The organism is Nitrospira sp. Nam74 (assembly GCF_965152615.1).
In genome coordinates, this window is sequence record NZ_OZ224220.1 from 3055656 (window position 1) to 3081738 (window position 26083).

Below are 26083 nucleotides of genomic sequence, written 5' to 3' on the forward strand. Positions count from 1 at the left end.
TATGAGAAAGGCTAAGGAGACGATGATGATGCATTCTGTTGTGACGACACTTTGCTCACTGCTTGGCATGCTGGCTCTGCCTATTGTGTGCCCTGCATCGTGGCTGCCGCTGGATCAGATCAAATTGCCTCCCGGTTTCAGCATCGCGGTATACGCAGACAATGTTCCGAATGCGCGCGGGATGGCCCTCAGTGCAAAGGGCACTCTGTTTGTCGGAACGCGAAAAGCAGGGACGGTGTATGCCGTGATTGATCAAGATGGCGATCAACGCGCCGACCGCGTCCTCACCATCGCGCGCGGTCTCGACATGCCCATCGGAGTGGGTTTTTCTGAGGGGTCCTTATATGTCTCTGCGTTGAATCGCATTCTTCGCTTCGATGACATTGAACAACGGCTCCATGACCCGTCGGCACCGGTCGTGATTACTGACCGCCTTCCCAGCGACAAAGCCCATGGCTGGAAATACCTGGCGTTCGGCCCCGATCAGAAGCTGTATGTTTCCGTTGGAGCCCCCTGCAATATCTGTGCACCCGATCCCGACCGTTATGCCTTGCTGGCGCGGATGAATCGCGATGGCAGTGAATATGAGATCGTGGCACGGGGGATCCGCAATACCGTCGGATTCGATTGGGATCCGATCAGCCACGATCTATGGTTTACCGATAACGGTCGAGATTGGCTGGGGGATAATCAACCGCCGGATGAATTGAACCACGCGCCTTCCGCTGGACTTCACTTCGGATTTCCATATTGCCATGCCGGAACGATCCTCGACCCCGAGTACGGCCATACGCGCCAGTGTGACGAATTCCAGGCGCCGGCTATCAATCTCGCACCGCATGTGGCTGCCCTGGGCATGCGGTTCTATACCGGGCGCATGTTTCCACAGCCTTACCGCAACCAAATTTTTATTGCTGAGCATGGCTCGTGGAATCGGACTGAAAAAATCGGATACCGGGTCTCCCTCGTGACGCGAGATGGGAATGGTCCACCGAAATATACCGTCTTCAGTGAAGGGTGGCTGCAAGGCGACACGGCATGGGGACGGCCTGTCGACGTCCTGGTAATGCCCGACGGCGCCCTATTGGTATCGGATGATCTGGCCGGTGTCATCTATCGGATCACATATCAGGGGCCGTAGCTCTATGCGTGGGACACACCTTATTCCGCTGTAGGCGTCCGTCCTGCATACCGAAGTCGTAATATCTGCTACATAAGACCTAATAGTCCTCTTTACCTCGACGGGAGGCATGATGATACGAACGCTCGTGGCGGATGACCATGCAATCGTCCGACAAGGCCTCAAACAGATTTTGATGGACACACCTGACATTATCGTCTCGAGTGAGGCGGCGCATGGGGAGGAAGTCCTCGACCAGCTTGCCAAGCAGCCTGTGGACGTCGTGCTGCTTGATATTACGATGCCGGGACGAAGTGGTTTTGAAGTGTTGCAGGATATTCGACGCCGGCATAAGACTATGCCTGTGTTGATTCTTAGTGCGCATCCTGAGGAATTGTATGGAATACGGGCTCTGAAGGCAGGCGCGTCCGGTTACCTAATGAAGGAACGGGCCCCTGAAGAAATTGTATCGGCTGTCCGAAAAGTGGCGACAGGCGGCAAATATATCAACGCCTCGCTGGCAGAAACCCTGGTGGGACGGCTCGACGGCGGATATGACGCACCCATTCACCATTCCCTCTCCACCCGCGAATATGAAGTGATGTGCCATATTGCCCAGGGCTCCAGCATGAAGGAGATCGCAGAAAAGATCGGTCTCAGCATTAAAACGATCAGCACGTATCGATCCCGCATTTTGGAAAAGTTGAAGATGAAAACGAATGCGCAATTGGTGCATTACGCCATTCATGAAAACTTATTGGGCTAACCGCGGGTCGACTCCTGCCTCAGTTCACAATCATCCATTTCCGGCCTGCCTACAGAAAACGGCTTTTTATTTGGTCGCCGATCCTTTCAATCCATGGTAGACGGCGTAACGAAGTAAATCCGAGCTCGATTTAAGCTGCAGCTTTTCAAGTATGCGGGCGCGATGCGTGGCGACGGTTTTAGGACTCAAGGCCAAAGATTCGGCAATATCTCGCATCGGTTTGCCGGCTCCGATCAGGTGCATGATCTGCTCTTCGCGTGGCGACAAGCGCTTGATCGCCGGTCGAGGCTCGCTGATCTCGTGTTCGTCAAAAGGCCGGCTGAGATAGCTGTGTCCGGCCAGGACTTGCCGAATCGCATCACGCAACTCTTGCATAGACGCGGTTTTGAGCACATAACCGGCCGCCCCCGCCTCCAATGCATGCCGCGCATATTCCGGTTCGCTGAACATGGAGAAGACAATAATCCGCACACGCGGATAGAGTGCTTTAATCTTGGGAATGAGACGAACACCGCTCTCACCAGGTAACGCCAAGTCGAGGAGGAGCACGTCACAAAGATGCTTAGGCAAGCCTTTGAGCAACTCTTCCGCCGTACTGGCTTCGCCGACCACCGTCATATCTGTCAGCGCCCGTTTAATACCTTGACGAATAATGGCGTGGTCGTCAGCAAGAAACAGCCTAAACATACGACTCCTCCAAATGTTACGTCCATTCTCGACAAGCGGGACGAACGCGGCGTCAGTACCGGATTCTCATCGCACTGAGCTCGGCGTCATCCCCGTCAAACACAATATCGACCGGACAGTCAATGCCGACCTTTTTCCCAGTTTGTTCGACCAAGAGTTCGCACGCTTCGTCAAGCGTATCCAGATGTAGGGAACACTCCTCTTGTCCCCCGACCGTCGCGCATTGCAAATGCTTAATCTGGACGTCACACCGCAATTGCCAGGTGCAGTTCACGCTCGCCGTGGCCATGGGTAACTCTGGACCGAAGCTGACACGCCAGCCTTCATACGTGAGCGTCTGTTGTCTGCTTAGAACATTCCGATGCCCCGTCACCAGTGCATTGACTTGAAGTGGAAGCGTCGCCTCGTCTAATTTCTTCCAGATCGGATTTGGGTCGGCGCAACCGGACACGAACAGCGCGGCTACACAGAGAGCCAGTGCCGCTATTCTGAAACGTGCCCATGCTACTGCAGGACTCGCTACCGGGATATGTACAACACGAGGAGTTAGACGAAGCACAATGTCCTCCTTTGTGGGGACGCCTACCAGGGGATCGCAGGAGACAATCTATATAGTTTCACCTAATACAAAAATAGGTCATCGACGCACCGCCTCGTAGGACGGCGTTACCATGGGGACGACGGAGCATGGTGAGTTCGGATCAGCGAAAAAAGATCAGCAATGGTAAGGTGGAGGCTATCGTGCTTTTGCCTCTCTTTCAAAACCCGGCAGGATGGCCTTAAAGAAGGCGTTTTGGATCAGCTTGGTCACCACTTGCCATGTGCTCATCGTAGGACTTGTGACCGGCCCTGAGAGTTCCCCTGTCGTTGCCACTTCACTGCGTAGCCTATTTTCAAGCACCGTCATGGTACCGCCGACGACGCCCTCATAAAGTTGTTGAACAAGGGCTTTATCCTGATCCTGCTCGGTGTCATACACATCGACCTCTTTAAACAAAGGCTTGGCGTACCCATGGATCGTTCCATTTTTGACGCTCAACTCCGTGAAGAACGAGAATACGCCCTCGACGACGTCGAAGTTTCCATATGCCCGAAAGACATCGTTGAGGGATCGCATCTTGGTCTTCACCATGCGGATCTTCAGATTGAAATCCGGGAAGTCTCTCTCCGGCCTGAATGTGCCACTCATTTGGGTGAGGCCTGATCCCATGAACTTTCCGGTTACTTTGACGTACGCCGTTCCCTGCGTAAGTTGATTGCTGAAGTTCTCCAAACCGATATTGGCCTCAGTCAAGTACACGCGATAGTGCGGGGTGACGGCTTCATTGACGAAGCCCAGCTCGCTATCGAGGATTTTCGCCTGATCAACACGAAGCAGCCATTCCGAGTGATTGCTCAGCTTTTGTGCCGTTTCGGCAGTGGTCTTCGCCATATTCTTTTCCGCTTCCTTGGTTTGAGCGGAATGAACATAATCCACGCGGACGCCCTCTAATAGGAGATTGCTCAGTATCGCCTGCTTGATCATGGCTGAATATTCGACATGCCCTTTAGTTGAAAGCACACCTTGTCTTAATTGGACATTCACGCGACCGGTAATCGGCAGGACATCTTCCAGTCGAATTTGGTCAAGGGCGAGATCCACGTTCAATCCAAGATGCGGCTCAGCCAAAAAATTCGCCGCCCCGTCCATCGTGATACGACCCGAATCGAAGAGTCGGCCATCAAGATGAATCGTCGAAGGATAGGTGCGATCATTGAATTGAACATTACGAATGTTTTCCGCTTGCACGTTCAGTTTGTCGAGATGCAATGGTTTAGATCGAGGATTGTCCCAATAGGTGATATCGGCGTCACTCATCGTGAAGATGTTCAGTTTGAACGGGTAGACTGCCAGCACGGCCTCCTGCCAGCCGCGATTCTCCAAACGCATCTCATCCTCTGCCTCGGTTTTCATCTGTGGACGAGTGATCTTCATCACCGGGTGCTCGAATCGATGATCGCTGACCAGATGCCCATGGAGCAATGCGCCCCAATGAATACTGGCATGCCATCGTGGTAGGTCGACCACGGGCTGGTCGGGATGCTCGTTCTGAATTAACCGGACATTCTTGAAATCAACCGAGAGCCCAAGAGGGTGAAAATCTAACTCTCCGATGGTTAGCGTATACCCGTTCACGCGTTGATTGAACGCACGTTCGGCGTAGATGCGGAGGGGTTCATCGAGAAATGCGACGACGACACCGAGGACCACACCAAAGACGATCAGGATGCCGATCGTCCTCCGTAAGGTCGTGTACATGCCGATACTCTTCTTTCATCCGCCGAGGGAGAGAAGCACGGGCGCTCAACGGCGGCCCCTATAACATTCTACAGCAGAGCGAGAGATTGTCGTCCGGACGGAAATTCAAATGTAGGATTATGCGGCAAAACGCCCCTTACTAGGATCCCCGGACGATTAAGACTTATGACGAGAAGTCCACTCAGCTCTATCCTTCTTCAAGCACCGGTGCGATCCTGTCGCGCCCGTCCGACATCAAAAAAAAGAAAATGAGCTACACTGTGGCAAGCTGAACGCGTTACTCACGGCAGGTTTGCAGTATGGCACACGGTCCAACGGATCCCGTTATCTTGATTGTCGAAAATGATGAGGAGACACGTGAATTGTATGTCGATGCACTGTCGCCTGTCGGTGCCGTTCTTATTGTGGCCGGGAATCCTTACGAAGCGTTCGAGGAATTGGGCAAACGCTCATTTTCTCTCATTCTCACCGATCTCCACATGCCGGGGGGTGGCATTGAGTTTGTGGCCAATCTTCGCGGGGCAGACGTGCTCTGTCCTATTATTGTTATCACCGGTCTAGGCGGGCACTCTGTCCGCGACGCTACGATCGCGGCAGGCGCGACGCTCTTCCTTGAAAAACCTATCCGAACTAAACAGCTCCGCGAGGTCGTCAATCGATTCCTCAGTTCAACACCAACCATCGCCTAAATCGCCTACCCTACTCACTTGCTGACGACCCCGATATCATTATAATTCTTAGTGATAACTCTACCTTCGTCTCATTGCATTTGAACTGGTAATTTTCTACACTGTCGGCTGTTTACGTACTGATAGGCACGAGGTGTCGCGACATGAAAGCCGCGGTAATCCGCTGGATCAAAGGCCTGCGTCGGCCCAGCTTGCTGAGTGCACTCATTCTGTGCTTTGGTCTTGTTCCTCTGTTCTACGAAGAAGCGCTCCTTGGCCGGAAACTACCTGCCTCATTTGAAATGCTGTACACGCTGGTCATCATTCACATCAGTTTATTTCTGATCCGCGCCAAATAGAATCTGCGGGACGAGAATTTCCGTCCAGCCTGATCCACGGTACACACTTCACTGGCGGAGAGGGGACGATTCGAACGTCCGGTCCGGTTTCCCGGACAGCGGAGATGACTCCCCACTCGATTCAGCCACTCTCGCACCTCTCCACAGTGTTCGGACACTTACCCTATGAATGAGCCGGCGTCATCGTTCGTTGTGGGTACGACTTAGGGAGATATTTGAGGACCAGGGCCTGGCGGATTAGTTGAGCGACATTGCGCACTTCAAGCCGTCGCATGAGATTAAAGCGATGGACTTCCACCGTTTGAACGCTAATCTTCAACTGCTTGCCGATTTCGCGGCTGGTATATCCGTCAGTGATCAATTTCAAGATTTGTTGCTGCCTTGGTGTCAGCGCCGGACCGGAACGCTGATTCCCGACTTTTCCTTTGACGATCCGACTCATACGATCCTCCTCCTTGAGTGTGATAGCGGTACTTAGGTTTAGTAACGTAGCGAATGCGCGTTGGGTTGCCTGTCCGCAAGACACTGAATCTGATGTAGGACCAACGGGGTATGACGACAAACCATGAGGCGGGACAGAACCGGCAGGCGGGCAATGAAGCCCGGACTGCTTCGCCGCTGATGCCATTACTTCTTTCGAGCGGCTTTTGTGCTCCTATTTCGCGGACTCTTCGGCGCCGTGTAATGGACTAAGGACGCGCGTTCCGCTTCCGAATAGACTCGGACTCCATACGATGCCATCAGCTCGGCTTGGGCTTTCCCATCGCCGTTCCGCGCTTTCTTCAACAACTTGCGCCGGAGTTCTTCTTCTTCTTCCTGCGTTAAATCCACATGCCCCTTCGCATGGCGCTTGAGCTGCTTCATGCCATCCTCCTTCATCGAAATAGTCGTGCATCCTACCGAATGGACGCCCGTAACACAAGCATATTCATCGGGGCAAGCCGCTACCTGCCTGATAAAGAACCGGACCGACAGGTAGGAATCCAATTGGCTGATGCCGTGTCCCTCAACTGACGGCCAGGATAAGAAACTGGAAGAACCCGAGCCAACAAGATGTCTCTCAGAGTTCTTTGCCGCCGACCGGGACACCGAAGCCGATTCTGCGATGATCCCTGAGGATGGAAGAAGGCCCTTCCCAACCCCGAGCACTCGACCCAGTCGATAGTATGAACGCCGAGGGCGACGGCTGTCACCGATTCTGCCTGTGGCATGAAGATTAATTCTCCTATGCAACTGATCAAGCGTGGAATACCCGTACCATGTTTGTGCCCCGATCTGCAGACTTCCGTTCGATTAAGCCCGTGAGTAATAGTCGATCAGACTGTCGGAAACCGCGGATCTGAAGGTTTGCCGATCTCCTGCTGCCCCCATCGGCAAGTCACAAGCCGACGGATGACAAACAGATCGGACGAGAGGGTATGGCACAGTCGTCACTTATCTAGCGTACCGAATCCGGCAAACAACTGACCAGTCAAATATCCCGTCGACAGCGGATCTGCGAGTTTCTTTCGGCGCAAGTAATCGTTCAGCAGCCGGCCATCGGAGGCGCGCGTCACATTCGGCGCTCGCAGATTCATCCGGTAGCGTTCAATCGCATTCGATACACGACTAATAAACACAACCGTGCCATCCTGTTCCACGGCTTCCACGATGCCGACATGGGTTAGAGGATCATTCAGGATACCGTCACCATTGAAGTCCCACGTATTATCGAAAAACACCAGATCGCCTGGACGAACAGTCGGACCATGATGGATCCGTCCATACGCTCGTACGCGCTCATAGATTAACCGGACGCCGTTAGCATATGCCTTCAGGTTGCCCCCCTCGTAGAGGTCGATCCCCTGAGTGAGGTAGATGGCTCGGGTCACTCCCGCACAGTCATAAGAAATGAACCGGTTTCCTGCTTGAATCGTTCGGGCCCCCACCAGCCGGGACGCCGTGTGCGCGATGGCCTGTTGTTTCTCAGTGCCTGGCTGCAGGCGGCAACAATTGAATGAGACAGTGTGGTCTCGTGGGGTAATTCCATAATCGCGTCCCGCACACCCGGCCATCAGAGCGACTACCAGCGCCATCGAGAGCGAGAGAACGTTGCGTGCCTTCATCCCAGTCTATTATAGACGAACAATGGTAAAGCAAAAGGGGATCATTTCAGTAGAGACAGGGCTTTGAACCCTCGCCCACGCTGGCAAGTCCTGCTGAGTTCAAGCGCATTGTCCACCAGATGTAAAGACCCGTCTCTCAATGAAACAGACCGAGTTGGGCCATATCCTGCGGATCTTTCCCGACCCGGATCTTCAGGTACCCCAAAAAGGCCCACTCTGTTGTCTTCCGACGATCTGCTTGCGAATTTTATTAAACGACATCGCGTTCAGCACAGAGAGCAACTCATTCCATCTCCTTGTCGAGCCTGCACGCCAATTTTGAAGATCTGTTGAAAGTTTGACCTCTGGTTCATCCCGACGATCTGAAGCCATACGTCCAGGCGCCTTCAAGGCTCTATACGTAAGCGCAAGCCATTCCGCGTCTCACCCGAAAGGGTTATAGAAGTTCCTCCGTTCGGGGAGTTTCCGTTTCAGCACGACTTGCCTTACTTTGTCGGAGCCGAGATCACTGGCTCACTTCCCTTGTGCGACGGCAGGAACAATCACGGCAGCACGAATAAGAGGTGCCTTATGCGTCATCAGTGGTACTCCAGCACGTTGTCGGCATGCGCGAGCGTTCTTTTCCTAGTGGTCGGGGCTGGCGCACATGAGCCGGATCAGGCCGGGCCTACCACGCATAAAGAGCTGACGACGGTTGTGTCGAGAATCCAGTCCGGTCTGATATTTTTACAGCCCGCTGCCGGGTTGCAGCATCGAGCCATAAGCCTCCAGAAGGCTGAACGGATGGGACTAGAGGATCCACACGTAGGGGATAAGGTCACGGTAACAGTCGATGAAAGCAACATCCTGTTGGATATCCACAAAACAGGCATGATGCCGGCAGGACATAGTCTCATGACCGGTAATCTGAGCTATGCGGACCCCTTTTGGGGCGTGATTGAGCTGTCGACTAATGAAGGGACGAAGAGTTTCGCCGTAGATAGTCTGGCGGGAAGCAAATTGTCGGTCCTCAAAGAAGGCAAGCCGGTCCGGGTAGAGCTCGATGAAGACAACATGGTTATCGATATCCATCCATACCACTGACGTAGCTCTCGGCACTTCATTCGCCCATCTGAAAGCCAGCGCAACCTGTGACGCCAAGCCTGCGGTTAAGACAATGCTTACTGCGTAGGCGGGCTCAATCCCACGCCTTCCGTGATGGAATATTTACTCCGGGATCCGACGAACAGCAGCGGGTGCTGTTGGTATGTGAGGACCTGTTGGCAATGGTAAGTGAGGTCAGTGGGCATTCCTCACCTTAAGCCTGGGCGGGTTCCCTCTTCGAGGCATTCCTCAATGCGAGCTCCCTCTCATTGACGTAAGTTGAGACAGGAAAGTGCAGGATAAACGTCGTGCCGGCATCTTCAGAACTTCTCACATCAATCGTGCCTCGATGCTCTTTCACAATGCCGTATGTGATGGAGAGCCCCAGACCCGTCCCGTACCCGACTGGTTTCGTCGTAAAGAATGGATCAAAAATACGCGGCAATACTGATGGAGCAATGCCCGAACCTGTATCGCTGATTTCTACGCGTACCGTCCGGTCGTCAACCATGCGAGTAGCGATCGTGACAACTCTCTTGTCGCGCGATTGCATCGCATCACGCGCATTGGCCAACAGATTCACGAAGATCTGCTCCAGTTGGATCTTATTTCCCTGCACGAGCGGCTGCCTCTCGTCAAAGTGGAACACGACGCTAACATTGTGCAGCCGTAACTGCTCCATCATTAGCGATACAGATTGATGGAGCACGTCATTAATAGAGAGGTCTTCATGGCTGAGGGGAGCCGTCCGGGCAAAGGTTCGGATATGGTTTATAATGCCGGCCGCCCGGCGCACCTGGTCTTGAATGTGGACAAGGCTATCCCTCAGCCGTGTGGGGTTGACTTGTCCGCTGGTCAGAGACTCTTCTGCATTCCCGGCAAATAATCCGATATTGTTCAGTGGATTATTGAGCTCATGCGCAATGCCGGAGGCCAGCTCACCCAAACTGGCCAATTTGGCACTTTGGACCAGTTGCGCTTGTTTCGCTTCAAGTTCGACCGTGCGCTCCTGGACTCGTTGTTCCAACTCCGACTGCGCCCGACGAAGCGCTTCATCGCTTTCACGCAGCTTCATGTGTTCTCTTTGAAGCCTCAGGGTCGTCCAAAATAAAAATGTCAATGCCGGTAGCACGATAGCGAGGCCTGCGAGGGCTATCTTGCCGGTGATCTTGGTGATGGGCGCGAGGACATCTTCCTTATTGACTCGAACCAACACTCCCCATGAGAGTCCGGTGAACGAGCCGTAGCCTTTCGTTGGGGCATATCCTGTAATCACCTCTCGATGCCGCGGCAGGGTCCGTTCTTCAACGTAACCCGAATTCTCCGTCTCCCTGAGCCGCACGACGGAAACCAATGCGGATAGGTCCCTCATGTTGCCTTCACGTAAGGAGGGATCAATGAGTGCCTCTCCCTCCTGTGTCACAACGAGGTATTCCGGCTGCGTGAACGGTCCGACCTGCATCTGGAACACCTGTTGCGCTTGTTGAAACAGGTCGGCCAGCACAGGCAGCCTGACTAATGAGGTTACGACGCCCTGAAATTTTTCATCGGCATCTATGAGGGGCGCCGAAAAAGAAACGGCTTGAAGGCCACCCGTTTCCGCATACGATTGTGCCCCTTGAACTATAATACTGCGCTGAGCGCGGACAGTCTCGAACCACTTGCTGGAGGCTTGGGATCGGCCGACCCACCTGGAGTCGGTGGAAGCAATGATATTGCCTTCAGCATCTGTCACCGCAAGCCAGATATAGAGTGGATAGACTTGCCGCATACGAGTCAGGTACGTGGAGACATATGTGCGATTCTGTGTTTCCGATGCCATGGCATGCGCCATCATTTGGATATCGCCATACCGCTCGAACATGAGCCGATCCAATTTATCGGCCGCGTCTGCGGCCGCCAATTCGAGCGTATGGCCTGCCCTCTCGATGAAGGCGCCTTTAACGAATTGCAAGACCAGCATTCCAATCACGCCGGCGCTGATCACGAGCCCAATTAAAAGAAGGGAGATGCGGCGAAAGGGATCAGCGAAGAGACTGATAAAGGGGCGATGCACAATGAACGTGCAGCACCGGCGCGCCAAGGAAACCAAGTGAAGCTTCTCCATACGAATCACCACTGTCATGTAGGAAAACAAAGTGTAAGACAGTTGGTTGAAGCAATCCAGCAATAAAATGGCCCCATCGCCGTTGTAGTCCTACGCTATGCGGTCTATTCGCGTAGGATTAGAGCGGATTGGGACGGCAACCCCGGAATGCTGAACGGTCGCCTTTCACTATCATTCAGGCAGGTCATGTGGCAGTGCGCTCAAATAAAATGTGGCAATGGCAGCCGCTGCTGCGACATTTAACGATTCCGTCTCCTGACATATCGGGATATGGAATCTGAGCCAGGCATGTTGAAGCGTGGAGGTCGAGAGGCCACGACCTTCATTGCCGAATGCGACCACTGTGCGACGCGGGAGCGTTGAAATGTCTTGGACGCGACACGATCGCCGACTTGGAACTTCAGCCGCGAGGATCGCACAATCGACCGACCCGAATAGCGCCACGTCCGAAATATAAAAGATCGGCAACTTAAGCAGCGCTCCAGCGCTTGCCCTTACAACTTTTGGATTGAAGACATCGACGGAGTCGGATGAAAGCCAGACGGCGTTGAGCCCGAAGGCGACCGCCGTGCGAATGATAGGACCCACATTGGCAGGATCCTGCAAGCACTCGCCATACAATCCGAGGAGCTGCGAGTGCCGAAAGACCGCCTGCGGATCCCAAACTGGTTGTCGGACAACCGCAAGCATTCCCGACGGCGTCGTGAGATCCGACAGCGTGGCTAAAACCCGTTCCTGACACACATAGACCGGACAGCCACTTTGCTGGATAGCGTCTACCAATGACCGATCCGCCGTGGCCAAACTCGTCTCAGTCACCACGAGAGCCTGAAAATAAGCAGCGTGAGTTGTAAGCAGCTCTTCAATAGGCTTGGGGCCTTCTACAATAAAGAGGCGCTCTGCATCTCTGCTTTTCTTGTGCCGGACAAGATCGCGGATCAAGGCCGCCTTCGCGGCCACTAATTTATGCATAATCCACCGTTATCCACAGCTTAACCTCTACTGACATAATGTTGACGTTATATTCATCGAAATGACATTACCGTCGCAATCAACAGATATCCACAAGGAGTATTGCCCGCCTGGGATCTTAAAAACCGTAGCCACACTGGGCGACGGTGCATTTTTCGGCCGTGCCGCTATTTTGTGTGGTATTGCCAAGGTCGGTTATTTTACGGCATAGTTGCGTCAGGATGAGCAAACCTCAAGGGACCTTCAAGCTTAGGGTGAAGATTGACGGACAAGAATTTGAGGCCGAGGGTCAGTCGGACCTTGTGAGCCGACAGTTTGAGGCGTTTCGCCTCATGATACAAGGGGCTGGTCCGGCATCTGAGCGACACGTCGATCACCCGGACCCCGAGCGTCATCTTCGCCAGGTTGCGCCGCAAGCCATGCATACTGAAGCTGGTGGCCACAGAGAGGATCTGGCCAAGCTATTTGAGGTTTCTCCTCACACTCAACTTCTATCGCTACGCCAACCTCCCCGCGGCGAGTATCCGGAAGCTGACGCGGTGCTCCTCCTGCTCCTCGGGCATAAACGATTGCGGAATGAGGAGGATGTTCCCGTCACAGTATTAACGGAAGCACTGAAGCAGTCCGGATGCCCGGTGAAGCGGTTGGACAGAATCCTGACGATCTATACCAAGGATTACTCCGTCCTTCGATCCGGGAGGGGCAAGGGTGGTAGATATCGGCTTACGAACCTCGGTTTGAAAAAAGTCGATGCGATTGCCGGTAGGCTTTGCTCGGGAGCATACCCCTCCTCCTAGACAACGCACCGTGTCTACGTTTCCCGCTTGTCACTCCGCCTGACAGGATTGCCTCTGATACCCGGATTCGCTATCATCGGTTCATGCCGATTGGTTCGAATATCCAGGCTTGGCGCATATCCCGCGGGCACTCCATCACAGCATTAGCGACAAAGGCCGGACTGGCAGTTGACTCGCTGGAAGCCATTGAAACAGGGCAATTGGACATTACGCTTTCGACGATGGAAGCGGTGGCATCCGCACTCGGCGTGCCGTCCTCATGGTTGCACGGCGATCCGAAACAGCTGGAATTACTGGCTGCCGATCCTGACGGAGAGGCATCCGACCCCCCCTCGCTCGAAAGCATCGATCCTGTCATTGAGCGTATTCTGGTCTCGGCTCATCATGATCGTGAACTCTACGTGCTGTTAACCAGACTTCTACAAGCCGGTGATCCCAAACTCATTCGAGCCGCGGAAGTCAGTCTTCGAAGCTTGGTCAAGCAAGCTAGACAGGCCACGGTGCCATGGCAGAGTCGGCCGCCGGGTCATTTCGAACCACCCAGCGACTGACGCGCTGTTGAAAAACGTCGCCACCTCGTTCTCACCTCGAACAAATCATCAACGTAGCCCAGAGGCTACGCCTTCAGTTTTCTCTCGGCTGCGGCCTCGCTGGAAGACCTTTTGAACAGTCGTGGCCCTTAGGCGCGAGATGAGTTGGAGGATGCGGTTCGATAAAGCATCGCAGCAACAATCGCAACGACAATCAGGCCCGGCCAGCCTGCGACCGGTGGAGTCTCGAACACCTTGAATGGGTCTGCCTTCATTGAAGGCCACAGGCCGCTGAGCGCGATGGGGAGGGCAAGGAGAATTCCCATAAGCGCCTCCCCCGTGATCAATCCCGCTGCACATAAGAGTCCACGGCGTGGAAGCTGATCCCCTTGCAACCTCTTTCGTTGAACCAGGGCGGCGATGAGTCCGCCGATAAATATCGCAGCAGACAGTTTCAGTGGCAAATAGATGCCGAGCGCGACGCCGAGCACTGGCACACGAAATGCGGCGCCTCGCGCCTCCTGCCGGCGGTCCAGGAGAATCACGACGATGCCAATCACGACACCAAGCGCGACTAACGTCCACGGCAATCCAGCCCCGAACACGCTTTGCGTGAGACTCGCCATGAGCGTCGCTTGCGGGGCGCTCATCGGGTGAGGATGCGCAGCCGACACCTCTCCGATACCATACTTCGCTTGTAAGAGGGTCAGGACCGGTACAATGACGACCGCGCCGGTCAGTACACCAATGACCTGCATGACTTGCTGCTTCCATGGAGTGGAGCCTACGAGATGGCCCGTCTTCAAGTCCTGTAAGTTATCCCCGCCCATTGCGGCGGCACAACAGACGACGGCGCCGATGATAAGTGCCGCAGCCGGTCCCCTCGGATGCCCTTGGCCGACAAGCAGTACCAGCAGCAACGAGGCGAGCATGATCGTCGCAATCGTGACGCCCGAGATGGGATTGCTGGAACTCCCGACGAGTCCTGCCATATAGGCGGCAACGGACGAGAAGAGAAAGGCCGCGACGACCATAATGCCCGTCATGATCAGGCCGACACTCAAGCTCTGCACAACGGTCACATAGATCCATGCCATAGGCACAAGCGAGACAACGAAGGGCACCACCAGCCACACGATCGACGCATCGCGTTCCGTGCGCACTGCATGATCGACCCCGGAAGCCGATGAGGCTCGGTAACTGTGTTTCAACGCGAGCACACTGTCTACCACGGGCCGGCTGAGTTTGGTCAAGGTCCACAGCCCTCCGGTCAGCATGGCTCCAATACCGATATACCGAATTTGGTTGCTCCAGATACTTTTGGCGGCGGCAAGGGCCGTCACACTGTCCGGGACGCTATTGATCATGGCGTAGATCGGCAAAAGGACGATCCAGCCCAACACGCCACCCAGGAAGACGACCATGGAGGTAGGCAGTCCAATAATGCATCCGACCGCGAGAAGCGCCGGTGAGAGATTGAGACCGCCGTAGATAATGGATCGTCCTATCTGGCCTGCGCCTTCTATGGATTCGGACCAGAGCCGCATCCCGCTCTCGCCGAACTTCACCGCTGCTCCCACGAAGGCTCCCAGGATCAATGTCCGAAAATCGCCCGTTGTGTCGGCACCATGGGATCCTGCCTGGGTCCCCCATTGTCCGCTTTCTGACCCTACTTTCAACACCTCCGCAGTCGCCACACCTTCGGGAAATCGCAATGCGGCCGTCACAATCAAGGCGCGCCGCAATGGGATTGTGAAGAGCACGCCGAGCAGTCCGCCGATGGCGGCAATGACAGTCGTCTGCCAATAATGAAACTCAGACCAATATCCGACGAGGAGAAGCGCTGGAATGGTGAAGATGACTCCGGCCGCCAGCGCTTCCCCCGAGGAGGCCGCCGTCTGGACGATATTATTTTCCAGAATATTGGAGCGTCGAAAGAGGCGTAGAATCGCCATCGAGGCGACCGCTGCTGGAATAGAAGCAGACACGGTCATGCCGGCAAAGAGGCCAAGATAGGCGTTCGCTGCGGCGAGGATTCCGGCCAGAACGATGGACAGGATGACGGCTTTGACGGTGATTTCCGGCAGGGTCACGCCGGCGGGGACAACAGGACCACGGTTATCCTTCATCGACGCCGATCACAATGTTGAACCAGTCGGTGACCATGCCGGATTCTCATCTCGCGTGGCGCGCATACTATGCATGGATAGTGCACCAAAATCATCCCTTTTCTCTCACCTGGACTTTCACCCAGGCTCAGGATACAGTTTTTCTCGAGGAGGGGCGAAGCGGTATGGAGACAATCGGATCAACGTTACTGGACAGGTTGTATAAACTCGGCCTGCGCCACATTTTCGGCATCCCCGGTGATTACGTCCTCAGCCTGTACCAACTCATCGAGCAGTCGCCCATTCAACACGTCGGCACGACCAGAGAAGATTGTGCCGGCTATGCGGCGGACGCCTACGCGCGGATCAACGGAATCGGCGGCGCGTGCGTGACCTATTGTGTCGGCGGCCTGAATGTCGTCAATGCAGTGGCGTGCGCCTATGCCGAGCGCTCCCCCGTAGTGCTCCTGTCGGGCTCGCCCGGCCTTTCTGAACGCGTACGCAATCCCCTCCTGCACCATATGGTCCGCGACTTCACGACACAACAGGAAGTCTTTGAAAAGGTCACGGTGGCCTCCGTTATCTTGGACGATCCATTGACGGCCGAACGGGAGATGGATCGTGCCTTAGCGGCGCTGCTCCACTACAAGCGTCCCATCTATCTGGAAATCCCTCGCGATCTTGTCCATGCGCCCATTCATAGGGCAGCGTCACGGCCTTTGTTGACGCCGGACAAAAGCGACCCGGCCGCCCTATCTGAAGCAGTGGCCGAAGTGCGCGAAATGCTCGCGACTGTGGAACGGCCCGTTCTTTTGGTAGGTGCTGAAGTGCATCGTTTCCAGATGCAGGAGGATCTCGGACAATTCATTGAGCGTATGAACATCCCCGTCGCCTCGACGCTCCTGGGGAAATCGGTGATTCGGGAGGATCACCCGTTGTTTGTCGGCGTCTATGGCGGATTGATCGGACACGATGAGGTTCAGCACTTCGTCAACGAGGCCGATTGTCTCGTCATGCTGGGCTCGATCCTCACCGATCTCGAAGATCTCGATCCGCGGTCACCCGTGATGCGCGCCGGTCGGACCGTCCATGCTACAGCGGATGCCGTGACGATTAAACACCATCGGTATGAGGGGGTTTATTTCGAGGATTTTGTACGCGCATTGATCGCCGCACCGATGCCGCGCTTTCCTTCACGACCACTGCCGATGTTCGACACCGCCTTGCCGGAAGTCCCGGCAGCTCATGCCCCGGCCACCCTTCGTGGACTATTCAGTCAGCTCGAAATAATGTTGGACGAGAAGACCCTGGTTATCGCTGATATCGGCGAGTCCTTGTTCGCAGGCGCCGATTTACGCGTGCGCCGACGGAGCGAATTCATGTCGCCTGCGTACTATACCTCGATGGGATTTGCCGTGCCGGCTGCGGTCGGAGCCGGATTTGCGGATCCTGCCGTACGCCCGGTCGTTCTCGTCGGAGACGGCGCGTTCCAAATGACCGGTTCGGAATTGAGCACCTGCGTGCGCTACAGCCAAATCCCAATCGTGATTATTTTGAATAACCGCGGTTATTCAACCGAGCGTGAGATTCTCGACGGGCCATTTAATGATGTGCACGAATGGCACTATGAAAGGATCTGCGATCTGGTTGGAGGCGGCGTGCCTCATCGGGTCACGACGCATGAAGATTTAATCCACGCTCTGAAGACTGCGTTTTCAGACCAGACGCGGATGCATGTGCTGAATGTTATGTTGGATCCTGCCGACCGGTCCGCTGCCATGATGCGTCTGGCCCATCGTCTCGCTAAACGAGTCGCTACTCAGGGTCCGTAAGGTCGCTGCTGAAGTTGTGCTCGCAGCCAGCCTTGAAATATTTCAACCTATTCGCCTGCTTTCAGAATTTGGTTCTCAGTTCTGTCCGCCGCTCCTTGTAGCGTTCCTTCCACGGCTTTCGCCTTCCCAATGGCAGTATGAATAGTTCCTTCGATAGCTGCGGCGGCTTTATCGGTCGGCCGTTCAACTTTCTCGCTCGGAGTTTCTCGCTGGCAGCCCATGGCAACACAGCAAGAGAAAGCAAAGCCGATGAAGATCCTCTCGGCAGCATGCCGCATCTATCACCCATACATTGGTTGAAAAGTTCGCGCGGTCGAACCAAGTATACCTGAAGTGTGAACGACTTCGGGTCCGATGGCAGTGCGCGGGCGGCCGCGGTCATACCGCCGGCCGCCGCATCTTTTGGAGGGGGGATTGAGAAAGGAACGGACGTTGGCTAGGCTTCCATGCCCGGCCCAAGTCCCATCGTTGCCCGAAGCAAATCGTGCCGGGTAATGGAATAGCTCACCTGTCCCGCTTGCTGGACAGGAAGATTCAGCAGATGACAGCTATCCATCACGTCAATGGCATCGGCAATGGATGCACTTTCATCGACCGAAATGGGGCATCGTGTCATGATATCTTCCGCGCGCAGCTTCCGCAGATCATGACCGCCTCGCACGGCTCTCAGCAGGTCGATCTCGCTGATGAAGCCGACGATCCGTCCGGCCCCATCGACAACCGGAGCGCCGGTCGTATGGTCTCTCACCAGGTCAGCTCCGATGGCGGCTGCATCTTGATCGAACCGGAACCGGACGCCATTGGTCGGGGTAATCTGACCGATTCTTTTCAGTCCCTCTGCGGGGACCCCTGGCATTCCCATAGTGCCTCCTCCACTGGTTAAAAACTAAACAACCAAACAAAAGAAATGTGACACTCACGGTACCTTGCCGCAGCCATATTTGCCATCAGCGTGCCACAGCACCTCATGTCGTCATCCGGAGGACGTGAGCATCCTTGAAGCCAAAGCATTACTAAAGGCGTCCGAAGGGAAGGGGGCGTTAAGTATAAGAAAAGCTCGACGTCGTTTCAATAATGATGGAGTAGTTGAGTCCCGTAGGAAAGGAGCCTACAATCACCGGTTTCGTATGGCAAATGTCTTGGCAGTCAAGGAAGAGGCGGTCGAACGACCTGGAATGCAAAAATGGCAACAAGCGAAGCTGTGGGCCGTGGTGCTGCTAAGTCTGCTCGTCAGCGGATGCTCCTCGGCGATGCGATGGGCCCAGGATCCTCCGAATGTGCCGAGCTGTGTGCCGGATCGCCTTCTGACATGGGAAGACTTCCGTCCCAAAGCCGAGGTAGGACGTCGCGCAGCGGAAACCGCGGTTCGGTTTCACCTGGAGGCGCATTCCCCGCCCCGCATTCTCGCCGTGTTCGATCCGAAGTTGTCCTGGGTCCGCGCTGATTTTGCCTATACGTTGAATCCATTGAAGGTGCGCTCCTCGCAGCAACTGCTCCGTCATGAGCAACTGCATTACACCATTAGTTGCATGCTGGCTCGTGAAGCCAATCTTTCCCTCATGAACGGAGGCGATCCGAAAGCGATGTTGATCCTGTTGAACGCCGTGGCCACACGCATGAACGTACAATACGATGCCGAGAGCAATCACGGGCTTAATCGTGAGAAGCAGCAAGAATGGGAAGACGCGATTCAGGAAAGCTTACTGGCTGGCCCGTTAACGAAGCCGTTGACCAAAACGCTCAGCGAGGACCTTCGCTCGAATTCGAATTAACCGTTGTGCTGGTTTCTGCACTCGCCCTTGTCCAAAATATAAAATTTCCCGGCAATCCCGAGCGACCGCCCGACAGTTCGAACCGCACTATTGCCTTCGCAGTAATCGAACTCCGTTGAATAAACGGAGAACATCCCGTAGTTCGCCCGTCTGGTACGGTCCGTCAGGACCGTCAAGACGCTGGGTGCCGGGTCACTTGTACCGCCAGAAGAGCTGGGAATCGAAATTGATTGCAGAATGGAGGTCAACATGGCATCGGACGCGCTTGGCCGTTCTTCTGCGACAGGCGCCAGCACCTGCTTTTGATAATCCTGAAGTTCCGGGTTTGATGCCACGAGGCCAATGAATGCCCCGGCGGAGATCACAAGCCCAGCGGTGCTCCACGTGCTCCACCGGCTTCTCATGGTCGCCCTCCATACGTAGAACTCACCAATAGGGGGAGCAACTTACATGCCTGGCGGCTTTTACACCTTGAATCGGGAAGTAATGGGAATAAGAAGGAAAGACGACCGGCAGGAAATTCTTAGCGACCAAGCACAGCGTACAGAATTGCACGTCCCGGCCGAAGAACGGCTAACGGGCGGTCTGCTCTAACCTTTTCAGTGCACGCATCATGAGGGGGTCATTGAGCGCGACCTCGCTGAGCGCGTCCATCAAATGGAGTTGCTTCGTCGCAACAAGATCCTTCGCCTTGGCATAGTGTGACCGGCTGAATCGTGCCACCGATGGCTGGCCATTGACAATTTGACATGCCAGGATTTCCCCACCGTTCACTTCTAAGGTGCCGCCCTGTTCAATCAGGCTTCGGGCTTGTGCGACGGTAATGCCGTGAACACTGGCGAAATCCGCCGGTCCACCGGTTTCGACCAGTCGTCCGTCCGGCATAATGCACAGGCGTTTGAAATGCGGTGACCAATCCTTTCGGAAGTCGATGTATCGAATGTCTCCGCGTCGTACACTCCCCCGACCCGGCTTCTGATCGTCCATGCCCAGCTTGTTGTGAGTGAGTTTCTCCTGAAGTTCGGAAGCCAACGTGCGGTAAAAGACTCTCGCACTCGCCTCTTCCAGCGAGATCCCATACGACCGGACGAGCTGTTCCGCCTCCGTATATTGCATGACGTCCAGGACCCACGTTTGTTTAGGGCTCACGCCGGCAGGGTCCACCTTGCACGTGAACAAGCCTTGCGTCACCAGGAGACCTGTCTGAGGATAGATATAGATCCCCCCGTCCGTGAGGAGCCGGGTCATCACATCCAAGGGAATCTCATAGCTCTCGGAGAGGATTCGCGCGTGTGCGGAGATATCCTCTGGCTCCGTCATGGCGCACACCGTGACATTCCCCGGAGGATCGGACTCGGTATAGTCTTCGATCACGTTGTACAGAACCGGAGACTTCTCAGTCTTTGTAGGCTTCTTTTTGATTTTATACATGGTGCAAAATGTATCCTAAGTGTATAGCGCTCAGCAATCACCTATCACGGTTCAGCTTTGCTCGGATCAAGCTGAGCGCTGAAACTGATGACTGACGCTATTCCCCATATGCCGGCAACGTCGTTAGTCGAGGATCATCCACAGGGCCGCCGACCGTGAAATGATAGATGGATTGAAACCGCATATCCTGAAGGCCAAATACCTGGTGCACCGGATCATCGAAAAAACATCCGATGCCGGTCGCCCGTACCCCGGCCGCCTCGGCTTCAATGTAAAGCACCTGGCCAATAAGGCCCGTCTCCCAAAAAAGGCGACGGTAAAACCAGGAGCCATATTGTTCGATCGTCGGTTCAAATTCGGCAATCATACCCATCGAAAAAGCCCCGGCGCCGGCAATCTCTTGATGGCAGCTCACCTGACTTGCCAGTTGTCGGGCATCGCCCTCCTCTAAGAGATAGAGAGGAAGATCGTCAGGACACCCCGGCGGCCGCGTCCATACGAAATGTTGATGCATCGCTTCTCGCACCTCGGCTAGTTTGGCGGGATCCCGAACCAGGACGTAGAGGCCTTGAGGCAAGCCATCGACGCGATGCACGAACAGCGCGATATGGACCGCCGCCTCCCAGGGAACAACATCCCAGGGCATGGGACGATGTGCGAGCGCACGTTCTCGGCGAGGCATTACGCGAGACAACATTAGAAAAAACCGAGCCGCGTCGATCGATGTCTGACCATCGAACGCGAGTGCGCTGCGACGCTGTCGAATCATACGACCGGCCGACAGTCGCTCCGCACTTGGCGCATCAGGTTCAAGCAATGCTCGATCGGAAGACGCCTTAGTGATCTTGTCGAGCTCAATCGTACGAGGGTCGGTTCGCGGCTTCCAGGACGCTGCGGCCACGACGTCGATAATCTCCCATGGATCGGGTTTGTCCCGGCTCAGGCGATTCGCGGTGCCATGCCACGTCACGCGATCGATTCGTGGAATGGCGTCGGATTCAATCACAAGTGGCAGCTTCCCTGTGGCATCAACATCCCCTGGCCAGACGACAGCCAGGCAATCGGGATGTTCGCGTTCCGCCTGTCCATAGTCCCCGTCCCGCCCAATTCCTAATAAGGCGACGATATCATCATCGCCGACATCCTCAAGCAGCACCATCTTCCATCCTAAGGTGGCCGCGGCAATGCGCGCCGAGCCGATCGCATGACCCACATCATGTTGGCAGTACCGAAAGGCGCGCTCACCGTATTTCCACGACTCGCGCCAATGTACGGATGTCAGTCCCAGGAGAAACGCTCCTGGTGGAAATGGCCGCATCAGTGCCGCGAACAAATCGGAGGGCCAATCGGCTCGTCGTTCAAGCCCGTGCTCCTTGGGGGCGTAATGATACAGACCAGGTCCCAGACTTAGGCCGGAGATACCATTGAGCAGGAGATAGCCCTCGGTGGGATGCAAGTTACCGCTAGAGGGATTCGTGCGAAGCGCCCACCGTGTATCGCCGGCCTGCTTCCAGGCAGAGAGAGCAAGGGCATATTCCAAAAAGCGGGATAGCGTGACGACCGTCACAGGCTGTACCGGCACGCTGTTCGGGCGGTAGAGAGCATCATAGGCCGGCGAGACGGGCTGCTCATCAGACTCTAAGAGAGGCAACCGAATGAGCATCGCCTCCTCATACCGCCGGAACGGATTCGGTTGATTCGCCCAGTCCATGTACCCGAGGGCGCGCGCATAGCGATAGAAATGATGCTTCGTCGTCTGGTGATAGCCCAACACTTGCAACATGAGCTCATTTGCTTGCCGGTCTGTGGTGGTCTGCTCCTGCGTCATACGTGGAGTCTACCCGTCGATTGAGCGCGAAGTAAACCGCGTGCCGGATTGACCCATCGGGTTCGATATCGTTATGCTCATGGCATTATGACTTTTGATGCATCCATTGCCGCACAACAGGCATTGCAACGCGTGGCGAGTTCCGGTGAGTTGGGCGAGGATCTCGACGCCGTCCTCGAGGCCGAAAGCATCTTTTCCGCGAGCGTCGGTGACGAGGCGCTCGCAGCTTATGAGACGCTCCAAGCTCTGAGCGAGCCGTACGCCCACGTCAAATCCTTCCAGGCGTTTCTGATTTTCATCACGTGGCAACAGTTCGTCGAAGAAACGTCGGCAACGCACGTTCACACCGGCCTCACTCTGTGCGATCGATATCTGGCGCAATGGGATGATGGGAGCCCGGAGGCCAAACAAATTGTCGAGCTGTGCACCTCATATAAAGCGGCACTTGGCGAGAGTGAAGAGGAAGAGGACGAGTGCGACCAAGATGTGTTTAAAGGTGGAGATTGACGGGCAAGCATGCTTTCGTGATCCCTTAAGCCTAACGTGAGACTCGCGCTTCAAGAGCTGGATCTTCCGATTCTTTCGATGTCTGAGAACGATAAACACCGCGGCCGCATTTTGTTACATCGTGGCGATGTCGCTCAGGCGAAGATATGCTACGAACAGGCCGTGCACGATGACCGACTCACAGCAGACGCGCCAGCTCTTGCCGACTCGCTCGGAAATCTCGGGAATGTCTGCTCGATGATGGGAGACTATGAAACGGCCAACCGGTGTTATCGTGAAGTGTTGGCGATACAGCGCGAGCAGCACAATCTGCAGGGCGTCGGTCAGACCCTCGTGAATCTCGGCAATGTGCATGGGGAAGCCGGCCATCCTGAACAGGCACGCGCCTATTACCTCGAGGCACTGGATCTACTGGAATCGTTGAACGATCACCGCGCCCTGGGGAGTCTCTATGCCAACTTAGCCCTCCAGCATGCCGCAGACGGCCAGACCGAGCCCGCGATCTCCAGGTTTCAGCAAGCACTGGCGTCGCACCGGCGCGTGGGGAATGAAGAAGGTTTGGCGACCACCTATGGTCAGCTGGGGAAAACATTTTTGCTGGCCGGCCAAACCTCTCAGGCTGAAAAATGTTTGAACAATGCCTCCGAGCATTTCATTAAGCTCGGCAATGAACCGGCCGAAGCGGCTGCACTGCGGTTGCTGGCCGATATGTATGAACAGCGGGGCGATGCGATATCGGCTATCCGATGTCTGGAGCGTATCGTCCTCATCGGCCAACACTACGGGTTGGCTCAATGGCAGGAAGATGCGCTACGCTTGAATCGCGTGCAGGCCGAATGGCAGCATCGAGGATGACCGGGATGTCAGCATCCGGTTGCTATGCCTTGACAGGACAGTCACCGCTCACGGAGGAACCATGACAGAAGACGATGCCCGCCAACGCATCCAAAGCGCGATCGATCAGTATGGGCAGCACGCCGGTATGGCGATCGACTTGGTGATCAACGAAACGCGATCCGATCTGGGAGTCAAGACCGCCAATGATTTGATCGAAGAGTTTGACCTGGAATTGCTTTACAACATCGCCCCCAGCGAATCGTATGGATCAGGCGACTGAGTGACCTTGCCAAACGTACAAGGTAACGTCAAAAAGACGAGGGGGATAAGCTTTGGCCGGAACACCTAAAGTTTTACTTTACATCTTGTCCCTGACTTCAGCATGCCGCTGATCTGGTGTTCCGTCTCGGGACATGGGTTCGGCCATGCTGCGCAAGTCGTTCCAGTCCTCAATGAACTGGGACGCCGCATCCCCTCTTTAAAGGTCCTTCTCAGAACAACCGTCCCCTCCTGGTTTTTTCAAGACCAGTTACAAGTCCCCTGGGACATCAGTGCCTGCGAACAAGACATCGGATGTGTTCAGCAGGGGCCGCTCCATATTGACGTAAAGGAAACCTGGTCGGCCTATGATCGATTTCACTCGAGCTGGACCGACCGTTTCGCTCAAGAAGCAGACGCCATCAACCGCCATTCGCCGAATTTGCTGCTCTCCGATATTTCTTACCTCGCCATCGAAGCGGGGGCGCGTGCCAATATCCCTGTCGTTGGCTTGAGCTCACTGTGCTGGGACCAAGTGCTGAGTCATCTTCAAAATGAGACGCCGTCAGCTTCTGCACCCTTGATCGAAGAAATTCAACACGCCTACTCCCTCGCAAACGTGATCATTCGGGTAGCACCTTCGATAGCCATGCCGGCATTTCACCGGATAGTTGATGTCGGACCCATTGCCACGCGACTCACGCCCGACCGTGAAGGGCTTCGTCAGGTTATAGGAGCGTCCCCGGATGAGCGGTTGGTCGCGATCGCCTTCGGAGGGATCCCACTCACGTCACTGCCCTGGGATCAGATCGAAGCCATGACCGGCTATCGCTTTATTATGCCGGGGCCGGTGCCACCTCGCACGCAGCGCATCGTCTCATCTGACGGACTTCCCTTGAGCTTTCGGACGATCATGGCCTCCTGTGACATGTTACTGACGAAGCCAGGCTATGGAACCATCGTCGAGGCGGTGGCAACGGGAATCCCCGTGATCTATGTCCGGCGATATAATTTCGTCGATGAAGAGAGTTTGGTCTCTTATCTGCACCACTATGGTCGCGGACTTGAACTATCGGTTGAGGATTTCCTGCAGGGTCGATGGGAGCCAACGATGGAAGCCGCCATGGTGATTCCCGCTCCTGTGGCGTCGCCTCCGCCTGCTACGGGAGTGGCGGAAGCGGCGGGTATTCTGAAAACCTATCTGTAGCGGGAGGGAGGCGACTGCTCCCTCCACGCCGCTCCGTTACATTGTTGTGACAACATCTTTGCGGACCGGCCCTAGGGCGCCCAACAGCTCCTTCTTTTCCCGCTCAGGCACGTGAAATTTGTTCAGCGTAGTTACCAAGTCGCCGACCAGCGCATCAAACTGCTCATTGGTGATCGCCATGCCGGCATGCGTTGTTTTCATATCGCGGCCGGTATAGGTGCAAGGCCCACCCGACGCAGCGCAGATCTGCTCGACCAACATCGCTTTGAGCCGCGGAATATTGGCATTGGCAAACTTCCCGTTGATTCGGCCATCACTGGCGACCCGTCCGACAAAATCGTCGACCACCGCAGTGATCGCCTCCTTCTTGCCTAACCGTTCATAGAGCGAGGGCTGCATCGGCTGTTTCATCTCACTCTCTGGTTTCATCGCCGTGCCGGAGATCTCGCTTGCGCATCCGGCCCCCATCATAAGCAACCCGACCACCGCGAATCCCGTCATATAATCACTGCGTCCTCATACAACCCCCCTTATGTTGTTGTAGCTCCCTATGGCTACGGGTGATAGATAGCAACGACTGACAGCAAATCCGCGCTATAAAAGCCATCCCCGTCATTGCCTTCACATCGCACTACGAAGCGAACGACGATTTGGATGTTCAAGTCAGACAGTTTTGTCTTTTTCGCTTTCCCTCTAAACTTGGCGCGCTGGTCCTCTGACAGTGCACACTATTTCTACCTGCTCTCCCCGGGCGTCATCTCAGTGGCCCTCTCCGCGTCTGTGTAGAACAAGTCTTTCCCGGCATCACGT

The 26083-nt window shown here is 55.2% G+C and carries 27 protein-coding genes; 13 read left to right on the plus strand and 14 right to left on the minus strand.

The window, feature by feature from the left end:
* The first annotated feature begins 28 nt into the window (after positions 1 to 28).
* Together ACWHYZ_RS14250 and ACWHYZ_RS14255 are read left to right on the plus strand one after the other, a co-directional pair.
* Positions 29 to 1141, plus strand: a complete 1113-nt coding sequence (locus ACWHYZ_RS14250; protein WP_447987588.1) for a PQQ-dependent sugar dehydrogenase — start codon at positions 29 to 31, stop codon at positions 1139 to 1141.
* 112 nt (positions 1142 to 1253) lie between these two features.
* The gene (locus tag ACWHYZ_RS14255; protein WP_447987589.1) at positions 1254 to 1886 is read left to right on the plus strand and encodes a response regulator; all 633 of its coding nucleotides are present in this window, start codon (positions 1254 to 1256) and stop codon (positions 1884 to 1886) included.
* A gap of 66 nt (positions 1887 to 1952) precedes the next feature.
* Here ACWHYZ_RS14255 and ACWHYZ_RS14260 read toward each other — a convergent pair whose 3' ends face one another.
* The 3 genes from ACWHYZ_RS14260 to ACWHYZ_RS14270 form a co-directional block, all read right to left on the minus strand.
* Positions 1953 to 2573, minus strand: a complete 621-nt coding sequence (locus ACWHYZ_RS14260) for a response regulator (protein ID WP_447983342.1) — start codon at positions 2571 to 2573, stop codon at positions 1953 to 1955.
* Between the two features lie 52 nt (positions 2574 to 2625).
* Positions 2626 to 3132 (minus strand): hypothetical protein, encoded by a 507-nt coding sequence (locus ACWHYZ_RS14265; protein ID WP_447983343.1) that lies wholly within the window; start codon positions 3130 to 3132, stop codon positions 2626 to 2628.
* A gap of 177 nt (positions 3133 to 3309) precedes the next feature.
* Positions 3310 to 4872, minus strand: a complete 1563-nt coding sequence (locus ACWHYZ_RS14270) for a DUF748 domain-containing protein (RefSeq protein ID WP_447983344.1) — start codon at positions 4870 to 4872, stop codon at positions 3310 to 3312.
* Between the two features lie 299 nt (positions 4873 to 5171).
* On the opposite strand from ACWHYZ_RS14270, the gene ACWHYZ_RS14275 reads away from it, so the two are divergent.
* Positions 5172 to 5561 (plus strand): response regulator, encoded by a 390-nt coding sequence (locus ACWHYZ_RS14275; RefSeq protein ID WP_447983345.1) that lies wholly within the window; start codon positions 5172 to 5174, stop codon positions 5559 to 5561.
* Between the two features lie 143 nt (positions 5562 to 5704).
* Positions 5705 to 5899, plus strand: coding sequence for a hypothetical protein (locus ACWHYZ_RS14280; protein WP_447983346.1), 195 nt, complete (start codon positions 5705 to 5707; stop codon positions 5897 to 5899).
* A gap of 163 nt (positions 5900 to 6062) precedes the next feature.
* On the opposite strand, the gene ACWHYZ_RS14285 is transcribed toward ACWHYZ_RS14280, so the two are convergent.
* The 3 genes from ACWHYZ_RS14285 to ACWHYZ_RS14295 form a co-directional block, all read right to left on the minus strand.
* Positions 6063 to 6341, minus strand: coding sequence for a LuxR C-terminal-related transcriptional regulator (locus ACWHYZ_RS14285; protein WP_447983347.1), 279 nt, complete (start codon positions 6339 to 6341; stop codon positions 6063 to 6065).
* Positions 6342 to 6526: 185 nt separating this feature from the next.
* Positions 6527 to 6763, minus strand: a complete 237-nt coding sequence (locus tag ACWHYZ_RS14290) for a hypothetical protein (RefSeq protein ID WP_447983348.1) — start codon at positions 6761 to 6763, stop codon at positions 6527 to 6529.
* Positions 6764 to 7329: 566 nt separating this feature from the next.
* Complete coding sequence (locus tag ACWHYZ_RS14295; RefSeq protein ID WP_447983349.1) at positions 7330 to 8004, minus strand: CHAP domain-containing protein; 675 nt, start codon at positions 8002 to 8004, stop codon at positions 7330 to 7332.
* A 570-nt stretch (positions 8005 to 8574) separates the two neighbouring features.
* On the opposite strand from ACWHYZ_RS14295, the gene ACWHYZ_RS14300 reads away from it, so the two are divergent.
* Positions 8575 to 9087 carry a hypothetical protein gene (locus ACWHYZ_RS14300; RefSeq protein ID WP_447983350.1) on the plus strand — a complete coding sequence of 171 codons (513 nt, stop codon included), beginning with the start codon at positions 8575 to 8577 and terminating at the stop codon, positions 9085 to 9087.
* A gap of 214 nt (positions 9088 to 9301) precedes the next feature.
* On the opposite strand, the gene ACWHYZ_RS14305 is transcribed toward ACWHYZ_RS14300, so the two are convergent.
* Both ACWHYZ_RS14305 and ACWHYZ_RS14310 read right to left on the minus strand, forming a co-directional pair.
* On the minus strand, positions 9302 to 11194 hold the full coding sequence (locus ACWHYZ_RS14305) for an ATP-binding protein (RefSeq protein WP_447983351.1): 1893 nt from the start codon (positions 11192 to 11194) through the stop codon (positions 9302 to 9304).
* Positions 11195 to 11365: 171 nt separating this feature from the next.
* Positions 11366 to 12166 (minus strand): TrmH family RNA methyltransferase, encoded by an 801-nt coding sequence (locus tag ACWHYZ_RS14310; RefSeq protein WP_447983352.1) that lies wholly within the window; start codon positions 12164 to 12166, stop codon positions 11366 to 11368.
* Positions 12167 to 12387: 221 nt separating this feature from the next.
* Between ACWHYZ_RS14310 and ACWHYZ_RS14315 the strand changes: the two genes are divergently transcribed.
* Positions 12388 to 12963: a hypothetical protein gene (locus ACWHYZ_RS14315; protein WP_447983353.1), complete on the plus strand. Its 576-nt coding sequence runs from the start codon at positions 12388 to 12390 to the stop codon at positions 12961 to 12963.
* Positions 12964 to 13046: 83 nt separating this feature from the next.
* Positions 13047 to 13514, plus strand: a complete 468-nt coding sequence (locus ACWHYZ_RS14320) for a helix-turn-helix domain-containing protein (protein ID WP_447983354.1) — start codon at positions 13047 to 13049, stop codon at positions 13512 to 13514.
* Positions 13515 to 13642: 128 nt separating this feature from the next.
* Here the strand turns inward: ACWHYZ_RS14320 and ACWHYZ_RS14325 are convergent, their stop codons facing one another.
* Positions 13643 to 15622 carry an OPT family oligopeptide transporter gene (locus ACWHYZ_RS14325; RefSeq protein WP_447983355.1) on the minus strand — a complete coding sequence of 660 codons (1980 nt, stop codon included), beginning with the start codon at positions 15620 to 15622 and terminating at the stop codon, positions 13643 to 13645.
* A 164-nt stretch (positions 15623 to 15786) separates the two neighbouring features.
* Here ACWHYZ_RS14325 and ACWHYZ_RS14330 point away from each other — a divergent pair, with 164 nt between their 5' ends.
* Positions 15787 to 17433, plus strand: coding sequence for an alpha-keto acid decarboxylase family protein (locus ACWHYZ_RS14330; protein WP_447983356.1), 1647 nt, complete (start codon positions 15787 to 15789; stop codon positions 17431 to 17433).
* Positions 17434 to 17869: 436 nt separating this feature from the next.
* Here ACWHYZ_RS14330 and ACWHYZ_RS14335 read toward each other — a convergent pair whose 3' ends face one another.
* Positions 17870 to 18295, minus strand: coding sequence for a CBS domain-containing protein (locus ACWHYZ_RS14335; RefSeq protein WP_447983357.1), 426 nt, complete (start codon positions 18293 to 18295; stop codon positions 17870 to 17872).
* A 265-nt stretch (positions 18296 to 18560) separates the two neighbouring features.
* Between ACWHYZ_RS14335 and ACWHYZ_RS14340 the strand changes: the two genes are divergently transcribed.
* Complete coding sequence (locus ACWHYZ_RS14340) at positions 18561 to 19205, plus strand: hypothetical protein (RefSeq protein ID WP_447983358.1); 645 nt, start codon at positions 18561 to 18563, stop codon at positions 19203 to 19205.
* Here ACWHYZ_RS14340 and ACWHYZ_RS14345 read toward each other — a convergent pair.
* The 3 genes from ACWHYZ_RS14345 to ACWHYZ_RS14355 all read right to left on the minus strand — a co-directional run bounded on the left by ACWHYZ_RS14345 (position 19202) and on the right by ACWHYZ_RS14355 (position 22464).
* Entirely contained in the window at positions 19202 to 19609 is a 408-nt protein-coding gene (locus tag ACWHYZ_RS14345) for a DUF4359 domain-containing protein (protein ID WP_447983359.1), read from the minus strand. The genes ACWHYZ_RS14340 and ACWHYZ_RS14345 overlap by 4 nt on opposite strands.
* A 169-nt stretch (positions 19610 to 19778) precedes the next feature.
* Positions 19779 to 20636, minus strand: a complete 858-nt coding sequence (locus tag ACWHYZ_RS14350; RefSeq protein ID WP_447983360.1) for a hypothetical protein — start codon at positions 20634 to 20636, stop codon at positions 19779 to 19781.
* 97 nt (positions 20637 to 20733) lie between these two features.
* The gene (locus ACWHYZ_RS14355; RefSeq protein WP_447983361.1) at positions 20734 to 22464 is read right to left on the minus strand and encodes a SagB/ThcOx family dehydrogenase; all 1731 of its coding nucleotides are present in this window, start codon (positions 22462 to 22464) and stop codon (positions 20734 to 20736) included.
* Positions 22465 to 22551: 87 nt separating this feature from the next.
* Between ACWHYZ_RS14355 and ACWHYZ_RS14360 the strand changes: the two genes are divergently transcribed.
* From ACWHYZ_RS14360 to ACWHYZ_RS14375, 4 genes are all read left to right on the plus strand, one after another.
* A complete protein-coding gene (locus ACWHYZ_RS14360; RefSeq protein ID WP_447983362.1) occupies positions 22552 to 22971 on the plus strand; it encodes a hypothetical protein in 420 nt (139 codons plus the stop codon).
* A 36-nt stretch (positions 22972 to 23007) separates the two neighbouring features.
* Positions 23008 to 23826 carry a tetratricopeptide repeat protein gene (locus tag ACWHYZ_RS14365; RefSeq protein ID WP_447983363.1) on the plus strand — a complete coding sequence of 273 codons (819 nt, stop codon included), beginning with the start codon at positions 23008 to 23010 and terminating at the stop codon, positions 23824 to 23826.
* Between the two features lie 61 nt (positions 23827 to 23887).
* The gene (locus ACWHYZ_RS14370; protein WP_447983364.1) at positions 23888 to 24088 is read left to right on the plus strand and encodes a hypothetical protein; all 201 of its coding nucleotides are present in this window, start codon (positions 23888 to 23890) and stop codon (positions 24086 to 24088) included.
* A 102-nt stretch (positions 24089 to 24190) separates the two neighbouring features.
* Positions 24191 to 25273, plus strand: a complete 1083-nt coding sequence (locus tag ACWHYZ_RS14375; protein ID WP_447983365.1) for a hypothetical protein — start codon at positions 24191 to 24193, stop codon at positions 25271 to 25273.
* 36 nt (positions 25274 to 25309) lie between these two features.
* Here ACWHYZ_RS14375 and ACWHYZ_RS14380 read toward each other — a convergent pair whose 3' ends face one another.
* The gene (locus tag ACWHYZ_RS14380; RefSeq protein ID WP_447983366.1) at positions 25310 to 25774 is read right to left on the minus strand and encodes a group I truncated hemoglobin; all 465 of its coding nucleotides are present in this window, start codon (positions 25772 to 25774) and stop codon (positions 25310 to 25312) included.
* Positions 25775 to 26083: the final 309 nt, after the last annotated feature.

What these genes read in the sequence shown, in the direction of transcription:
- ACWHYZ_RS14250 (WP_447987588.1), top strand. Translation starts at nt 29, where the DNA reads ATGCATTCTGTTGTGACGACACTTTGCTCACTGCTTGGCATGCTGGCT.
- ACWHYZ_RS14255 (WP_447987589.1), top strand. Translation starts at nt 1,254, where the DNA reads ATGATACGAACGCTCGTGGCGGATGACCATGCAATCGTCCGACAAGGC.
- ACWHYZ_RS14260 (WP_447983342.1), bottom strand. Translation starts at nt 2,573, where the DNA reads ATGTTTAGGCTGTTTCTTGCTGACGACCACGCCATTATTCGTCAAGGT.
- ACWHYZ_RS14270 (WP_447983344.1), bottom strand. Translation starts at nt 4,872, where the DNA reads ATGTACACGACCTTACGGAGGACGATCGGCATCCTGATCGTCTTTGGT.
- ACWHYZ_RS14275 (WP_447983345.1), top strand. Translation starts at nt 5,172, where the DNA reads ATGGCACACGGTCCAACGGATCCCGTTATCTTGATTGTCGAAAATGAT.
- ACWHYZ_RS14280 (WP_447983346.1), top strand. Translation starts at nt 5,705, where the DNA reads ATGAAAGCCGCGGTAATCCGCTGGATCAAAGGCCTGCGTCGGCCCAGC.
- ACWHYZ_RS14285 (WP_447983347.1), bottom strand. Translation starts at nt 6,341, where the DNA reads ATGAGTCGGATCGTCAAAGGAAAAGTCGGGAATCAGCGTTCCGGTCCG.
- ACWHYZ_RS14290 (WP_447983348.1), bottom strand. Translation starts at nt 6,763, where the DNA reads ATGAAGCAGCTCAAGCGCCATGCGAAGGGGCATGTGGATTTAACGCAG.
- ACWHYZ_RS14295 (WP_447983349.1), bottom strand. Translation starts at nt 8,004, where the DNA reads ATGAAGGCACGCAACGTTCTCTCGCTCTCGATGGCGCTGGTAGTCGCT.
- ACWHYZ_RS14300 (WP_447983350.1), top strand. Translation starts at nt 8,575, where the DNA reads ATGCGTCATCAGTGGTACTCCAGCACGTTGTCGGCATGCGCGAGCGTT.
- ACWHYZ_RS14305 (WP_447983351.1), bottom strand. Translation starts at nt 11,194, where the DNA reads ATGGAGAAGCTTCACTTGGTTTCCTTGGCGCGCCGGTGCTGCACGTTC.
- ACWHYZ_RS14310 (WP_447983352.1), bottom strand. Translation starts at nt 12,166, where the DNA reads ATGCATAAATTAGTGGCCGCGAAGGCGGCCTTGATCCGCGATCTTGTC.
- ACWHYZ_RS14315 (WP_447983353.1), top strand. Translation starts at nt 12,388, where the DNA reads ATGAGCAAACCTCAAGGGACCTTCAAGCTTAGGGTGAAGATTGACGGA.
- ACWHYZ_RS14320 (WP_447983354.1), top strand. Translation starts at nt 13,047, where the DNA reads ATGCCGATTGGTTCGAATATCCAGGCTTGGCGCATATCCCGCGGGCAC.
- ACWHYZ_RS14325 (WP_447983355.1), bottom strand. Translation starts at nt 15,622, where the DNA reads ATGAAGGATAACCGTGGTCCTGTTGTCCCCGCCGGCGTGACCCTGCCG.
- ACWHYZ_RS14330 (WP_447983356.1), top strand. Translation starts at nt 15,787, where the DNA reads ATGGAGACAATCGGATCAACGTTACTGGACAGGTTGTATAAACTCGGC.
- ACWHYZ_RS14335 (WP_447983357.1), bottom strand. Translation starts at nt 18,295, where the DNA reads ATGGGAATGCCAGGGGTCCCCGCAGAGGGACTGAAAAGAATCGGTCAG.
- ACWHYZ_RS14340 (WP_447983358.1), top strand. Translation starts at nt 18,561, where the DNA reads ATGGCAAATGTCTTGGCAGTCAAGGAAGAGGCGGTCGAACGACCTGGA.
- ACWHYZ_RS14345 (WP_447983359.1), bottom strand. Translation starts at nt 19,609, where the DNA reads ATGAGAAGCCGGTGGAGCACGTGGAGCACCGCTGGGCTTGTGATCTCC.
- ACWHYZ_RS14350 (WP_447983360.1), bottom strand. Translation starts at nt 20,636, where the DNA reads ATGTATAAAATCAAAAAGAAGCCTACAAAGACTGAGAAGTCTCCGGTT.
- ACWHYZ_RS14355 (WP_447983361.1), bottom strand. Translation starts at nt 22,464, where the DNA reads ATGACGCAGGAGCAGACCACCACAGACCGGCAAGCAAATGAGCTCATG.
- ACWHYZ_RS14360 (WP_447983362.1), top strand. Translation starts at nt 22,552, where the DNA reads ATGACTTTTGATGCATCCATTGCCGCACAACAGGCATTGCAACGCGTG.
- ACWHYZ_RS14370 (WP_447983364.1), top strand. Translation starts at nt 23,888, where the DNA reads ATGACAGAAGACGATGCCCGCCAACGCATCCAAAGCGCGATCGATCAG.
- ACWHYZ_RS14375 (WP_447983365.1), top strand. Translation starts at nt 24,191, where the DNA reads ATGCCGCTGATCTGGTGTTCCGTCTCGGGACATGGGTTCGGCCATGCT.
- ACWHYZ_RS14380 (WP_447983366.1), bottom strand. Translation starts at nt 25,774, where the DNA reads ATGACGGGATTCGCGGTGGTCGGGTTGCTTATGATGGGGGCCGGATGC.